Genomic DNA, 13,575 nt, shown 5'->3' on the forward strand with positions numbered 1-13,575 from the left:
ACCATGGCCGCCCCGCGCGTCCGCACCTCGAACAACGAAGCCAACGAGCCGACGAGCCTCGTCGTTCGCTTCGGACCCGACCACCCGCTCCGGCTCGATTCCGGCAAGACGCTGTCGCCGTTCCAGATCGCCTACCAGACCTACGGCACGCTGAACGAGGCGCGGTCCAACGCCGTGCTGATCTGCCATGCGCTGACGGGGGACCAGCACGTCGCCAACCCGAATCCGGTGACGGGCAAGCCCGGCTGGTGGGAAGTGCTGATCGGCCCCGGTAAGATCATCGACACCGACCGCTTCTTCGTCATCTGTTCCAACGTCATCGGCGGCTGTCTCGGTTCGACCGGACCGGCCTCGATCAATCCGCATACCGGGAAGCCCTGGGGGCTGGACCTGCCGGTGGTGACCATCCGCGACATGGTGCGCGCCCAGGTCATGCTGGTCGACCATCTGGGCATCGACAGGCTGTTTTCGGTGATCGGCGGCTCGATGGGCGGCATGCAGGTGCTGGAATGGGCGGCGAGCTATCCCGAGCGCGTTCTGACGGCGCTGCCGATCGCCACCGGCGCGCGGCATTCCTCGCAGAACATCGCCTTCCACGAGGTCGGACGGCAGGCCGTGATGGCCGACCCGGACTGGTGCGGCGGGCGCTATATCGAGGCCGGCAAGCGGCCCGAGAAGGGGCTGGCGGTGGCACGCATGGCCGCGCACATCACCTACCTCTCCGAGGCGGCGCTGCACCGCAAGTTCGGCCGCAACCTGCAGGACCGGGAGGCGCTGACCTTCGGCTTCGACGCCGATTTCCAGATCGAGAGCTACTTGCGCCACCAGGGCATGAGCTTCGTCGACCGCTTCGACGCGAACTCCTACCTCTACATGACCCGCGCGATGGACTATTTCGACCTCGCCGCCGACCATGGCGGACGACTGGCGGACGCATTCACGGGCACGAAGACGCGTTTCTGCCTGGTCTCCTTCACCAGCGACTGGCTGTTCCCGACCGAGGAAAGCCGCACCATCGTGCATGCACTCAACGCCGCCGGCGCCTCCGTCTCCTTCGTCGAGATCGAGACCGATCGCGGCCACGACGCCTTCCTGCTGGACGAGCCGGAAATGTTTGCCGCCGTCAGCGGCTTCCTGCGTTCCGCCGCCCGCGCGCGCGGACTGGAGGAACTCGCATGACCGGCCGCAACGGACCCCGCATCGACCTCAAAGTCATCGCAGACTTCATCAAGCCGCGCGCGCGTGTTCTCGACGTCGGCTGCGGCGACGGGGAACTGCTGGAGTATCTGGAACTCGACAAGCAGGTGGACGGGCGCGGCGTGGAAATCTCCCAGCGCGGTGTCAACGAGAGCGTCGCCCGCGGGCTCTCGGTGATCCAGGGCGACGCCGACACCGACCTCGTCTTCTATCCGGACAAGGGCTTCGACTACGTGATCCTGTCGCAGACGCTGCAGGCGACGCGCAATCCGAAGGAGGTACTGACGGATCTCCTGCGCATCGGCGAACGGGCGATTGTCTCCTTCCCCAATTTCGGCTTCTGGCAGGTGCGTCTCTCGCTGCTGTTTCGCGGCCGCATGCCGGTGACACGGGAACTTTCCTACAGCTGGTACAACACCCCCAACATCCACTTCTGCACCATCCGCGACTTCATCAACCTGTGCGACGAGATCGGCGCGACGGTGGAGAGCGCGATGGCGCTGGATCGGGACGGACACCCGATCGGGGTGTCGATGCCGTGGTGGTTCTGGAATTTCTTCGGCCAGCAGGCCGTGTTCGTGCTGAAGCGCTGAATGGCGCTCAGGCGGCGACGGGGTCGCGATCGGCGAGCTCCTTCGCCACCTCGTCGAAGCACTCCCGCAGAAGGTCGAGGTCGACCGGCCCGATCTCGCAGAGCCTCACGTCCATGTCGTCCAGCGACACGCCGCGCGCATGAAGCTCGCGCACGATGGTGAGGAGTGTCGTCTTCTGATCAAAGCGCCAGAAAACCATCGCCGATTCCCCCGGAAGCCCGAAGGAATGATCCGGAAACATGGTTAACGCTGCGTTAAGTCTCCCTCGCGCGCCGCGCTTGCGCCTTGGGGTGCGAGTACGGGCACGAAGACGCGGCGCGAGGCACGCTGCGCGACCGGCAGGCCCTGGTAGAGGCGCTTCTGGGCTTCCACGATGAGCACGCCGCAGAACATCGGCCAGAAGCGGCGCCCGCTGCGTTCCAGTATCTGGTGGAAGCGCAAGACCCAGCGCTTGCGGGATGGCGGGAAGAGCAGCGCCTCGCTCCAGGCCGAGGGCGTGAAGTTGGTTTCGCGCAGCAGCGTGGTGAGCTGGCCGCGCGACCAGGGGCGACCGGTGCCGAAGGGCGTGTGCTCGAAGCGCGCCCAGACGCCGCGCCGGTTGGGCACGACGATGATGAGCCGTCCGCCCGGCGCCAGCACGCGCCAGATCTCCATCAGGGTCTCGCGCGGATTTTCCGCGTGTTCGAGCGCGTGCACCAGGAGCATGCGGTCGATGGAGGAATCGAAGAGCGGCAGTTCTTCGTCGAAGACCAGCGCGGTCGCGGAAGGGCCGTTGGGCGGCCAGTTGATGGCGCCCTGGGAGGCCGGCATGAAGGCAAAGACGCGCTCCGCCTCGGTTCCGAAACGGTCGAGCCACGGCAGGGCGTAGCCGAGCCCGACGAGGCGTTCGTTCGGCAGACCGGCCCAGACGCTGGACAGGGCCATGGCGATCGATCGCTCGGCGAGGCGGCCGAGGGTGGTAGAATAGAAGGAACGCAGGTCGACGATGTCGGAGTACATGGTCCGGGACGGTATCCGTGCCCGCCGCGCTCCGCAAGGAAGGGGTGGCGCGACCGGGGAACGCGCCCTATCGTTTCATCGAAATCACGAGGAGATGCGAATGGCTCTGCAGATCGAGCAGTTCATGTGCCGCAGCGACAATTTCGGGGTGCTCGCGCACGATCCCGAGAGCGGCGAGACCGCGATCATCGACGCGCCGGAGGAACGTCCGATCCTGGCGGCGATCGAGCGCACCGGCTGGAAGCCGACCATGATCCTGACGACGCATCACCATGGCGACCACGTCGAGGCCAACATGGCGCTGAAGGAGAGGTTCGGGCTGACCATCATCGGGCCGGAGGCGGAAGCGGCGAAAATCCCAGGCATCGACCGCACGGTGAAGGACAACGACACCTTCATGTTCGGCAAGGAAGAGGTGCGGGTCATTTCCACGCCGGGGCATACGGCGGGACACGTTTGCTATCACTTTCCCGAATCGCATGTCGCCTTCACCGGCGACACGCTGTTCGCGCTCGGCTGCGGGCGGCTGTTCGAATGCAAGCCACCGCAGATGTTCGATTCGCTGAAGAAGCTGGCGGCACTGCCGCTGAGCACGGTGGTTTATTGCGGGCACGAATACACGCAGGCGAACGCCCGCTTCGCGCTGTCGGTCGATCCGACGAACTCGGCGCTGAAGGAGCGCGCGGCGGGGATCGACCGCTTGCGGGCGGAGGACAAGCCGACGCTTCCGACCACGCTGATGGAGGAGATGGCGACCAACCCCTTCATGCGCGCGCACGACCCGGTCATCCGGCGCAACCTCGGCATGGAGAGCGCCAGCGACGAGGCGGTGTTCGCCGAGATCCGCAAGCGCAAGGACGTGTTCTGATGGGCGAGGCCGATCCGCGCCGGATCGTGGAAGCGCTCGGCATGCAACCGCACCCCGAGGGCGGCTGGTATGTCGAGACCTTTCGCGACGGGGCGGGCGGCGAGCGCGGCCATTCGACGGCGATCTATTTCCTGCTCGAGCGCGGGCAGGTATCGGCCTGGCACAAGGTCAGGGACGCGGCTGAGGTCTGGCATTTTTACGCCGGTGCGCCACTGGAACTGCTAGTTTCGGACGGCCAGGCGCCGGCAAGAGCGACTGTCCTCGGGCCGGACATTCTCGGCGGGCAGCGACCGCAGGCGGTGGTTCCGGCAGGGGCGTGGCAGGCGGCGAGAAGCCTCGGCGATTTCACGCTGGTCGGCTGCACCGTGGCACCGGGTTTCGCGTTCGAGGCCTTCGAGATGGCGCCCGAGGGGTGGGAGCCGGGGATCAGCCGAGCAGGAAGCCCAGCGTGATCGCCACCTGCGCGAGATAATAGAGGATCCACACCGCGGGGCGGACGATTGCCTGCCGCGGCGAGGTTTCGGCGATCAGGAACCGACCGGCGGCCAGAATGGCATCCGACGCCATGAACAGGACCGCACCGGCGATCACCACCCATGATGGAAGCGTCAGCGCGAAGACGCCCATGCCGAGGATCGCGGCAACATAGACGGCGACCGGTGCGAGGAGGCCCGGCGGCAGCACCGGCCGAAGCTGCCGGAACATGACCACGGAAAAGGCGAGCATCAGCAACGCGGCGGCAAGACGCCATGGTTCGGCGGCCAGCGCGGCGAGACCGGCACCGGACTGCGCGAAGAGCACGATGTAGGCGAGGTGGGCGGCAAGGAAGCTGCCGAGCCCGGCCATGAAGGCGGGTTCGCCCTCATGGGCGAGAAAGGCGTCTCCGGCCGCGCTCAGCGCCAGCGCCACGACGAGCAGGACGGGTCCACCGACGAGGAAGGCGAGCACTGCGAGCAGCGCCGTGGATGCGGTCTTGGCCAGCGTGCGCCGCCAGGAGGGCTCGCGCCCCGTCATGAAGAGGTAGAGCACGGCCGCCACGACCGAGAGCAGCAGCGTGCCGTTGGGCAGCGCTTCCGGGCCTCCGGGGAACGGCATCATTCGCCCGGCTCCGCCACGGCGGATCTCGCCGGTCTGAAGAGCATATTCTTTGCCGCGAGCGCCGCGCCTGCTGTGATGAGCAGGCAGGCGCCGACGATCGGGAGAGTGGGTTCGGCGAAGCCGAAGGCGATCAGGATGACGGTGGAAAGCAGCGGAGCGGCATAGCTCGCCGCGCCCAGCACCTGGATGTTGCCGCGCTTGACGCCGTGGTCCCAGGCGTAAAAGGCCGCACCCACCGGCATGAGGCCAAGACCCGCGACCGCCAGCCACTCGCCCGCGCCCGCCGGCCAGACCGTCTCCTCGAGCGCCAGATGGCAGACGAGCGACAGAAGCGCGGTCGCCGCGCAGAACCAGGTCACGATGGCGGTCGGCACGTCCTCGAAGCGGCGCGACAGCAGCGAATAGGACGACCAGAAGAGCGCGCAGATGCCGGCCATGGCATAGCCGAAGGCATAGCGGCTCTCGAACTCGAAACCACCGCCCTTCGATACGATCAGCCCGGTGCCGGCGAGCCCCATCAGCGCGCCGACGACGTGATGCCAGCCGAGCCGCTCGCCCGGCATCAGGGCGGAACCGAGCACGATGAGCAGCGGCCACAGATAGGCGATCAGGCTCGCCTCGACGGCCGGCGCGTTTCGTAGCGCAGTGAAGTAGAAGAAGTGGTAGCCGAACAGGCCGCCGATGCCGACCACCCAGACCACCGGCGGGATCGGCGCCGCGGCTTTCGCCGACGGACCGAAGGCGCGCGCCACGAGACCGACGCCGGCGCCGATGGCGAAACACATGGCAGAGAGCTGGAACGGCGGCACTGCGCCGGAGGCATCGGTGAAGAGCGCCAGCAACGCCCACATCATCACCGCCGAGAAGCCGATCAGCGTCGCCCGTCCCATTCCATGCTCCAGCAGGGCCGGAGCGGCTGGCTCCCGGCTATTCGATGGCTTCGAAGCGCAGCGCCCTGACCTTGACCGTGCCGATCTGGGTCGAGACCGAGGCTTCGACGGGCGCATATACACCTGTCGCGCCGACCGGCGCAAAGGCCACAGTCATGCGGGCCCTGTCGCGCAGGTATTTGATGGAGTCCTTGCCCTGCTGGAAGCCGGAGACCGGGACGAAGCTCGCCGTGCACCGGACCGTCGCGCCCTCGTAGCCCGGGATGGAAATCTCGCCGCGGCCGGCCGGCGCCAGCCGCAGGTCGGCCCGCATGGCCCCGTCGAAGATGCGGATGGTGCGCCGGCAGACCTCGTCGGGACTGCCGGCCGGCACCAGGGTCGCGGACAGGGGATCGGCCACGTTGGCGAGATGTCCCGAAGCGATGGGAATCCAGCCCGGCCGGTTGGTGCGCACCGGCGGCGTGTTCTGCGCGCTGACGACGTTGCCGCCGGCAAAGGTGATACGGGTGTTCTTCTTCTTCTTTCCCGAAACGTAGTCGACGGTATAGGCGTCGGGGCGCGGCATCTCGGCGCCGAAGCGACCGCTGACCCGGACGGTGCCGACGGTGTCGTCGAAGACGCTGGCGAGCCCCGCGCTGCGCAGCGTCCCGTCGAGTTCGTAGCCCGATGAGGTGATCGTGCTGCGGAAGCTCGATTTGGCCAGCGTCAGGCCGTACAGCGAGACGGCATATTCCGACTGGACGGTAGAGGGCGCCGCCACGGCGGCCTGGGGTCCGGCGGCGACGAGCAGGGCCGCAAGCGCGGGACCGGCGAGAAGGGGCGATCGTGTCATTCTGTTCATGGTTCCGGAAATAGGGCGCGACCGGCCCGGTTCATCCCTTCCGAGCATCCCGAATAACGGCTTGAATGCGGCAAAGGTTTGGATATCCATGCGCACGATGCGAAATGCACGGACCTTTCGCATGCGGGCTGTCTTCGGAGGCGCGGGTACGCTTGACGATCCGGCCGTTTGCCACTATGCAGGCGCGACTTTTTCCAATGAGGCCGCCTGACATATCCCGCGCGCCAACCGGTCTGGCGCGGGTGGGTCGATTGGTCCGGCAGAGAACCGAAGGTAAGAAACCATGTCACGCGCTTGCGAACTGACCGCCAAGGCCGTCCTCTACGGCAACAATGTGAGCCACGCCAACAACAAGACGCGTCGCCGCTTTCTCCCGAACCTCGTCAACGTGACGCTGATTTCGGAAGCGCTGAACCAGAACGTGCGCCTGCGCATCTCCGCCAACGCGCTGCGTTCGGTCGAGCATCGCGGCGGCCTCGACGCCTTCCTGATGAAGGCCGACAACACCGAGCTCTCGCAGCGGGCGCGCCTGCTGAAGAAGCAGATCACCAAGAAGCTGGCGGAACAGCAGGCGGCCTGATCCGCCCTCTTCCGTCCGATTCATCGCGCAAGGCGGGCTCTCGGCCCGCCTTTCTGGTTCCATCACCCAGGATAAAAAAATGACCAGCACGCATCGCATACTGCCGTTCGTCGCGGCCATGGCGGCCGTGGTCGCCGCCTCCAACTTCCTCGTCCAGTATCCGTTCGCGCATTTCGGGCTCGGCGAGATCCTGACCTGGGGTGCCTTCACCTATCCGGTCGCCTTCCTCGTCAACGACCTGACCAACCGCCGCTTCGGCCCCCGCGCCGCGCGGAGGGTGGTGCTGGCCGGCTTCGTCATCGCCGTCGTCCTCTCGGTCTGGCTGGCGACGCCGCGCATCGCCATTGCCTCCGGCACGGCTTTCCTGGCGGCGCAGTTCCTCGACGTCTCGGTATTCGAGCGGCTGCGCGGCAACGCGTGGTGGCAGGCGCCCTTCATCTCGACGCTGATCGGCTCGGTACTGGACACGGTCCTCTTCTTCGGGTTGGCCTTCTCGGCTGCCTTCTCGGGCATCGATGCCGTGTTCGGCATGGAGGACGGGTCGCTCGGCTTCCCGGTGGCCTTCCTGGGCGGCGAGGTGCCGCTGTGGGTTTCGCTGGCCATCGGAGACTTCTGCGTCAAGATCCTGATCGGCCTCGCCATGCTAGTGCCGTACGGCGCGCTGCTTTCGGTGCTGCGGCCCGAGCCTCACGCTGCGTCGCGGTAGCCGGATAGGCTGTGATCCCCTGGGTCCATCTCGCCTCCGCGGCCGTTCCGGGAGAACCCGGAACGGAATTGCGCCTCAAGCGGCGCGGCGCCGAGTTCTCCATCATGCTGGGCACCAACGAGCTGATGAACAGCCGCATGGGCGGCTCGGAGGAGGCGCTGGCGAGGCTGGCGCTCGCAAGGCTCGGCGACCGCCCGGAGCCGGCGGTCCTGATCGGCGGGCTCGGCATGGGTTTTACCTTGCGCGCGGCGCTCGCGGAGCTCGGGCCAGCCGGCGTGACAGTGGCCGAACTGGTGCCGGCCGTGGTTGCCTGGGCGCACGGACCGATGGCCGAGGTTTTCCAAGGCTGCCTTGACGACCCGCGGGTGAGGGTCGAGGAGACGGATGTCTGCCTTCTGATCCGCGCCGCCGAGAGCGCTTGGGATGCCATCCTTCTCGACGTCGACAACGGCCCGGAAGGTCTCAGCCGCAGGTCGAACGACGCGCTCTACGACGCCGCCGGCCTCGCCGCCGCCTTCCGCGCGCTGCGGCCGGGCGGAGTGTTGTCGGTCTGGTCGTCGGGACCGGACGCGGGCTTCACCCGGCGGCTGCGGCGGGCGGGCTTCGAAGTCACGGAGGAGAAGGTACGCGCCAGCGGCAAGCGCGGCGCGCGGCATGTGGTGTGGGTGGCGGTCAGGCCGGCGTAGCGGAAGGCGGGCGCGCTCGGCGCTACAGGTGCGCCAGCACGTTGACCAGGCGCCCGAACGGATCGCGCACGAAGAACCGTCGTACTCCCCAGGGCTCGTCGATCGGACCGTATTCGATCGCGTAGCCGCCTTGAACGACGCGCGCCAAGGTCTCGTCGAGGTCGGCGACTTCGATCGATATGTCGGGAACCGGCGTCCCGGCACCGCCCTCGGTCATGACGCTCAACTGCACCTGCATTCGCTCTTCGGAACCAAAGGTGACGATCCAGCCGAGGTCCATCAGGATATCCAGTTCGAAGACACCGCCGTAGAAACGTGCAGCCGCTTCGGCATTGTCGGCGGCGATGTTGGCAACGATCCGCCTGACTGTCATTCGCTGTCTCCGATGGATCCGCGCGGCAAATCTTCCGCGCATGTGCGAAGAACGTAGACGGATCGGCGGGTGAGGGCTTGAAGAATTGTAACCGGTAATTCAGACCGGGCGCGGCGTCGGATAACCGGATGGTGCCAGCCGGTTTCCCGCGTCAGGACCGGGAAGCCAACCGCTCCCACATTACTTGCCGATCCGATCGAGATCTTCGCATCATTCCTCGTGCAGGACGAACTCCAGGTAGAGGTTCCTCTGAAGGAGCGAGTGGTTGTCGTCGGAAACGACTGACACCATCAGGGCGCCGTCGCCGCGGCGCCAGACGTCCATGCCTTCCATGTTGTCGATCTGGTAGCCCATGTCGGCTTCCATCAGGATCGGGCCGTCGGCCAGCGCGCCGGGCATGATGCTTTCGCCGTGAATGCGACGCAGGCGCATCCCGACGCCCTTGCCGACGGAGTAGCTGCGTTCCAGCAGGAGGAGGTCGCCGCCGGGCAGGAATGCCCCGTCGGTGATGTCGAACTCGCCCCGGCGCGCGACCGTGAAGACACCCTTGGCCGGACCCTCGATGATGGCGGCGAAGATGTTGCCTCGTCTGTCGAGGCTCTTTTCCGACACCACGACGCGGGCGCCCTCGTGAATGCCGTGCGGGTGGGCGAAGGCAATCGTCTCGAAGCCGCGATTGCGGCGCAGTTCGTGGGCCGGGACGAGGAAGTCGAGGTCGCGCAGCGGCGCCTTCATGTCCTCCGGCGTCAGGCGGAACTCGGAGACGCGGTGCTCTCGTTCGAAGCCGACGGTGGCGACGCCGTCCCGCACCGCGAGACCCTCGGCGTCGGTGTTCCACTTTTCGCCGATGATGTCGCCTTTCTCGTCCACCATCTGCTGCATGGTGAAGTCGTCGAAGCCGACGGGGCGGCCGGTCTCGTCGCGCGCGACGGTGCCGAAGAACCAGAAGCCGGTATCGGCCACGCCGACGAAGCGGGTTCCGGCTTCGAGGAAGCGGAAGGCCGACAGCGCGCCGAAATCCCAGTCCGAGGAGGACATTTCGAGGCCGCCGACGAATTCCAGCGGGCCGAAGCGCGTCTCGTCCGAACCGATCCTGAAATGCCCGATGGGCCAGGCCCTGATGGCGGGGTGTTCGACCTCGGCGGGCTTCGCGGCCGCCGGCAGCGGCGCCAGGGCGCAGGACGCGGCCAGCGAGACAGCGACGAGGCGCAGGAGCGGCCGGGGCACCAAGCGGGTCAGCCCGCGCGGCGCATCGGCACGCCGCCGCGCCGCGGAGCGTCCGCCCCTTGCTCGGCGAAGAGCGAGGCGAGCTGCTCGGTCATGGCGCCGGCGAGTTCCTCCGCGTCGACGATGGTCACCGCCCGGCGGTAGTAGCGCGTCACGTCGTGACCGATGCCGATGGCGATGAGTTCGACCGGCGAGCGGGTCTCGATCAGGTCGATGACGGCGCGCAAATGGCGCTCCAGATAGTTGCCTGGATTTACTGACAGCGTGGAATCGTCGACCGGCGCGCCGTCCGAGATCATCATCAGGATCTTGCGCTGCTCGCGCCGCGCAATCAGGCGGTGATGCGCCCAGAGCAGCGCCTCGCCGTCGATGTTTTCCTTGAGCAGGCCCTCGCGCATCATCAGGCCGAGATTGCGCCGGGCGCGGCGCCATGGCGCGTCGGCCGACTTGTAGATGATGTGGCGCAGGTCGTTGAGGCGGCCCGGATTGGCCGGTTTGCCGTCCTTGAGCCACTTCTCGCGGGCCTGTCCGCCCTTCCAGGCGCGCGTGGTGAAACCGAGTATCTCGACGGAGACGCCGCAGCGCTCCAGCGTGCGCGCCAGGATGTCGGCGCAGGTGGCGGCGACCGTGATCGGCCGGCCCCGCATGGAGCCGGAATTGTCGAGCAGCAGCGTCACCACGGTGTCGCGGAAGCGGGTGTCGCGCTCCTGCTTGAAGGAGAGCGGCTGCATGGGGTCGATGACGACGCGCACGAGCCGCGCCGGATCGAGATACCCCTCTTCCAGGTCGAAGTCCCAGGACCGGTTCTGCTGCGCCATCAGGCGGCGCTGCAGCCGGTTGGCGAGCCGGCCGACGACGCCCTGCAGGTTGGTCAGTTGCTTGTCCAGGAAGGCGCGCAGCCGATCGAGCTCCTCCTCGTCGCAGAGTTCCTCCGCGCCGATCATTTCGTCGAAGGCGGTTGTGAAGACCTTGTAGTCGAAATCTGGCGGCAGGTTGGCATATGGAAAGTCGGGACGCTTGGATTCGCCGGGCGTCTCGGCGTCGACATCCTCCTCCTCGGCCAGATCCTCGGCCGTGGCGTCGCTCGCCTCGCTCTCGCCGGCCTCCTGGTCCTCGCTCGATTGATCGGACTCTTCCGATTCGGACTGGTCGGCGCCCGTGTCCTCCTCGCCGCCCTCCTCGCTCTGGTCCTCGCCCTCGGGCTGGTCGTCTGAGTCGTCGCTCTCGTCCGACTGGTCCTCGTCGCCGAGTTCCTCGGCCATGTCCATGGAGGCCAGCATGTCTCGTACAACGCGGGCAAAGGCGTTCTGGTCTTCCAGCTTGCCGGCCAGACCCTCGATGTTCTCGCCGGCCTTGTCTTCGATCCAGTCGCGCCACAGGCCGACAAGGTTCTCGCCGCTCTTCGGCGCCGCGCGCCCGGTCAGCTTCTCGCGCACCATGAGGGCGATGGCGTCCTCGAGAGGCGCGTCGGCCTTTTCGGTGACGCCGGCGAGGTTGGCCTTCTGGAACTTGTCCTCCAGCATGGAGGCGATGTTGTCGGCGACGCCCGTCATGGCGCGCGAGCCGATCGCTTCCACGCGCGCCTGCTCGACGGCGTCGAAAATGGCGCGGGCCTGCTTGCCCTCGGGCGCGAGGCGGTTGTGGACGGCGCTGTCGTGGCAGGCGCGGCGGAGCGCCATGGAATCGCCGAGCCCGCGGGTGATGGCGATGTCGGCCCTGGTTGGACGCTTGGGCAGCTCGGGCAGGCGGGCGCGCGCGCCGGCCAGCGCCGGCTTGTCCTTGGCGAAGGAGATTTCCATGTCGTGGTCGCCGGAAATCGCGCGCATGCACACGGTCACGGCGCGCTTGAAGGCCTCGCCCTCGCCGCCCGATTTCGGCTTGCCGCCGCGCTGATTGTCTCCGGGACCTGCCATCTCGTCGTTCTTACTCTGCAGCTACTGCTTTTTGCGTCGAAGGCGCAGGGACCCGCTCGCCATCGTTCATTGCCGCATGGGCCCATTCGAGCGCTGCCAGCCTGACATCCTTGATCGCTTCCATTTCGGTTTCCCCATCGCCGGTACAGCCGGGCAGCGCCGGAATGGTCGCAAGCCAACCGCCTCCTTCCGAGGCGCCGAGTGGCCGCAATACAACCTCATAGGCGGTCGGGTCGAACAGAGATCCATCCGATACGGTGACGTTCGAATTGTCCATCATCGTGTTCCCTCCTCATCAAGGAACTTCACCAGCATCACTATGTATACCGGCTTTATCGGGCGTCGTGCCGGTATCGTAAGCCGACGACCACCCTGCGGATTGCCGATCTTGTAATGTGAACCGCCGCTTGGTTTCCGACAGGCGATACCAGCTTCCGCGCAAGCCCTTTCCACATCCTTGATCCGCCAATCGGCGAGTGGATTAGACCGCATCCGCTCGATAGTCTTACCCATCGCAGCGAACCGCGTGAACCATCCTACCCCAGCACCACGTTCGCCGCGCTCTCCTTCAGTTCCTCGCCGAAGACGCGTTGGTAGAACTCGGCGACCAGGGCGCGTTCGAGTTCGTCGCACTTGTTGAGGAAGGTCAGGCGAAAGGCGTGGCCGACGTCGCCGAAGATCTCGGCATTCTCGGCCCAGGTGATGACGGTGCGCGGGCTCATGACGGTGGCGAGATCGCCGTTCATGAAGGCCGAGCGGGTCATGTCGGCGACGCGGACCATGCGGTTGACGATGTCGCGGCCCTTGTCGTTGCGGTAGTGCTTGGCCTTGGCCAGCACGATGTTCACTTCGTTGTCGTGCGGCAGGTAGTTCAGCGTGGTGACGATGGACCAGCGGTCCATCTGCGCCTGATTGATCTGCTGCGTGCCGTGGTAGAGGCCGGTGGTGTCTCCGAGGCCGACCGTGTTGGCGGTGGCGAAGAGGCGGAAGGCCGGGTGCGGCCGGATGACGCGGCTCTGGTCGAGCAGGGTGAGGCGGCCGGAGGACTCCAGCACCCGCTGGATGACGAACATGACGTCCGGCCGGCCGGCGTCGTACTCGTCGAAGCAGAGCGCAACGTTGTGCTGGTAGGCCCAGGGCAGGATGCCGTCGCGGAACTCCGTGACCTGCTTGCCCTCCTGGAGAACGATCGCGTCCTTGCCGACCAGATCGATGCGGCTGACGTGGCTGTCGAGGTTGACGCGCACCATCGGCCAGTTGAGGCGGGCCGCAACCTGCTCGATGTGGGTGGACTTGCCGGTGCCATGGTAGCCCGAGATCATGACGCGCCTGTTGAAGGCGAAGCCGGCCAGGATGGCCATCGTCGTCTCGCGGTCGAACAGGTAGTCCGGGTCGACGTCCGGCACGTGCGGGTCGGCGACCGAATAGGCCGGGACCACCATGCTGGATTCGAAGCCGAAGACCTCCTTGACCGAAACGGTGGTGTCGGGAAGATTGGCGATATCGCGGTCGATCTTGTTCATCATGCCTCCGGCGCACCGGCCGTACGGGCGCTGCCGTTCATATTGTCCTTGCTTTTCGGGGGCTGTCCTTAGCAGACGCCG

17 protein-coding genes are annotated in these 13,575 nt (G+C 66.7%); 7 read left to right on the plus strand and 10 right to left on the minus strand.

What is annotated here, in order from left to right; genetic code table 11:
- The first annotated feature begins 3 nt into the window (after window positions 1–3).
- Complete coding sequence (gene metX / locus BSQ44_RS23205) at window positions 4–1,179, plus strand: homoserine O-acetyltransferase MetX (RefSeq protein WP_072607417.1); 1,176 nt, start codon at window positions 4–6, stop codon at window positions 1,177–1,179.
- Window positions 1,176–1,790, plus strand: coding sequence for a methionine biosynthesis protein MetW (metW, locus tag BSQ44_RS23210; protein WP_072607418.1), 615 nt, complete (start codon window positions 1,176–1,178; stop codon window positions 1,788–1,790). The genes metX and metW overlap by 4 nt, the downstream gene beginning before the upstream one ends.
- 7 nt (window positions 1,791–1,797) lie before the next feature.
- Here metW and BSQ44_RS23215 read toward each other — a convergent pair whose 3' ends face one another.
- Together BSQ44_RS23215 and BSQ44_RS23220 are read right to left on the minus strand one after the other, a co-directional pair.
- Window positions 1,798–1,989 (minus strand): hypothetical protein, encoded by a 192-nt coding sequence (locus tag BSQ44_RS23215; protein ID WP_072608243.1) that lies wholly within the window; start codon window positions 1,987–1,989, stop codon window positions 1,798–1,800.
- Window positions 1,990–2,033: 44 nt separating this feature from the next.
- Window positions 2,034–2,789 (minus strand): class I SAM-dependent methyltransferase, encoded by a 756-nt coding sequence (locus BSQ44_RS23220; RefSeq protein ID WP_072607419.1) that lies wholly within the window; start codon window positions 2,787–2,789, stop codon window positions 2,034–2,036.
- Between the two features lie 100 nt (window positions 2,790–2,889).
- Between BSQ44_RS23220 and gloB the strand changes: the two genes are divergently transcribed.
- Window positions 2,890–3,657, plus strand: coding sequence for a hydroxyacylglutathione hydrolase (gene gloB, locus BSQ44_RS23225; RefSeq protein ID WP_072607420.1), 768 nt, complete (start codon window positions 2,890–2,892; stop codon window positions 3,655–3,657).
- Window positions 3,657–4,109 carry a cupin domain-containing protein gene (locus BSQ44_RS23230; RefSeq protein ID WP_072607421.1) on the plus strand — a complete coding sequence of 151 codons (453 nt, stop codon included), beginning with the start codon at window positions 3,657–3,659 and terminating at the stop codon, window positions 4,107–4,109. The genes gloB and BSQ44_RS23230 overlap by 1 nt, the downstream gene beginning before the upstream one ends.
- Here BSQ44_RS23230 and BSQ44_RS23235 read toward each other — a convergent pair.
- The 3 genes from BSQ44_RS23235 to BSQ44_RS23245 are packed head-to-tail and all read right to left on the minus strand — an operon-like array spanning window position 4,084 to window position 6,477.
- Window positions 4,084–4,755 (minus strand): lysoplasmalogenase, encoded by a 672-nt coding sequence (locus tag BSQ44_RS23235; protein ID WP_083534883.1) that lies wholly within the window; start codon window positions 4,753–4,755, stop codon window positions 4,084–4,086. The genes BSQ44_RS23230 and BSQ44_RS23235 overlap by 26 nt on opposite strands.
- Complete coding sequence (gene yddG / locus BSQ44_RS23240) at window positions 4,752–5,645, minus strand: aromatic amino acid exporter YddG (protein WP_072607422.1); 894 nt, start codon at window positions 5,643–5,645, stop codon at window positions 4,752–4,754. The genes BSQ44_RS23235 and yddG overlap by 4 nt, the downstream gene beginning before the upstream one ends.
- A 37-nt stretch (window positions 5,646–5,682) precedes the next feature.
- Window positions 5,683–6,477 carry a DUF3108 domain-containing protein gene (locus BSQ44_RS23245; RefSeq protein ID WP_072608245.1) on the minus strand — a complete coding sequence of 265 codons (795 nt, stop codon included), beginning with the start codon at window positions 6,475–6,477 and terminating at the stop codon, window positions 5,683–5,685.
- Between the two features lie 292 nt (window positions 6,478–6,769).
- Between BSQ44_RS23245 and rpmB the strand changes: the two genes are divergently transcribed.
- The 3 genes from rpmB to BSQ44_RS23260 all read left to right on the plus strand — a co-directional run bounded on the left by rpmB (window position 6,770) and on the right by BSQ44_RS23260 (window position 8,458).
- Window positions 6,770–7,066, plus strand: a complete 297-nt coding sequence (gene rpmB, locus BSQ44_RS23250; RefSeq protein ID WP_072607423.1) for a 50S ribosomal protein L28 — start codon at window positions 6,770–6,772, stop codon at window positions 7,064–7,066.
- A 79-nt stretch (window positions 7,067–7,145) separates the two neighbouring features.
- On the plus strand, window positions 7,146–7,772 hold the full coding sequence (locus BSQ44_RS23255; protein ID WP_072607424.1) for a queuosine precursor transporter: 627 nt from the start codon (window positions 7,146–7,148) through the stop codon (window positions 7,770–7,772).
- A gap of 11 nt (window positions 7,773–7,783) precedes the next feature.
- Window positions 7,784–8,458, plus strand: a complete 675-nt coding sequence (locus tag BSQ44_RS23260) for a spermidine synthase family protein (protein WP_072607425.1) — start codon at window positions 7,784–7,786, stop codon at window positions 8,456–8,458.
- Between the two features lie 22 nt (window positions 8,459–8,480).
- Here the strand turns inward: BSQ44_RS23260 and BSQ44_RS23265 are convergent, their stop codons facing one another.
- From BSQ44_RS23265 to cobS, 5 genes are all read right to left on the minus strand, one after another.
- The gene (locus BSQ44_RS23265) at window positions 8,481–8,831 is read right to left on the minus strand and encodes a VOC family protein (protein WP_072607426.1); all 351 of its coding nucleotides are present in this window, start codon (window positions 8,829–8,831) and stop codon (window positions 8,481–8,483) included.
- Between the two features lie 210 nt (window positions 8,832–9,041).
- Window positions 9,042–10,058 (minus strand): esterase-like activity of phytase family protein, encoded by a 1,017-nt coding sequence (locus BSQ44_RS23270; RefSeq protein ID WP_235633295.1) that lies wholly within the window; start codon window positions 10,056–10,058, stop codon window positions 9,042–9,044.
- Window positions 10,059–10,066: 8 nt separating this feature from the next.
- Window positions 10,067–11,971: a cobaltochelatase subunit CobT gene (gene cobT / locus BSQ44_RS23275; RefSeq protein ID WP_072607427.1), complete on the minus strand. Its 1,905-nt coding sequence runs from the start codon at window positions 11,969–11,971 to the stop codon at window positions 10,067–10,069.
- A 10-nt stretch (window positions 11,972–11,981) separates the two neighbouring features.
- A complete protein-coding gene (locus tag BSQ44_RS23280) occupies window positions 11,982–12,251 on the minus strand; it encodes a type II toxin-antitoxin system HicB family antitoxin (protein ID WP_235633296.1) in 270 nt (89 codons plus the stop codon).
- A gap of 256 nt (window positions 12,252–12,507) precedes the next feature.
- A complete protein-coding gene (gene cobS, locus BSQ44_RS23290) occupies window positions 12,508–13,494 on the minus strand; it encodes a cobaltochelatase subunit CobS (RefSeq protein ID WP_072607430.1) in 987 nt (328 codons plus the stop codon).
- Between the last annotated feature and the right edge of the window lie 81 nt (window positions 13,495–13,575).

Source organism: Aquibium oceanicum (genome assembly GCF_001889605.1).
GTDB lineage: Bacteria > Pseudomonadota > Alphaproteobacteria > Rhizobiales > Rhizobiaceae > Aquibium > Aquibium oceanicum.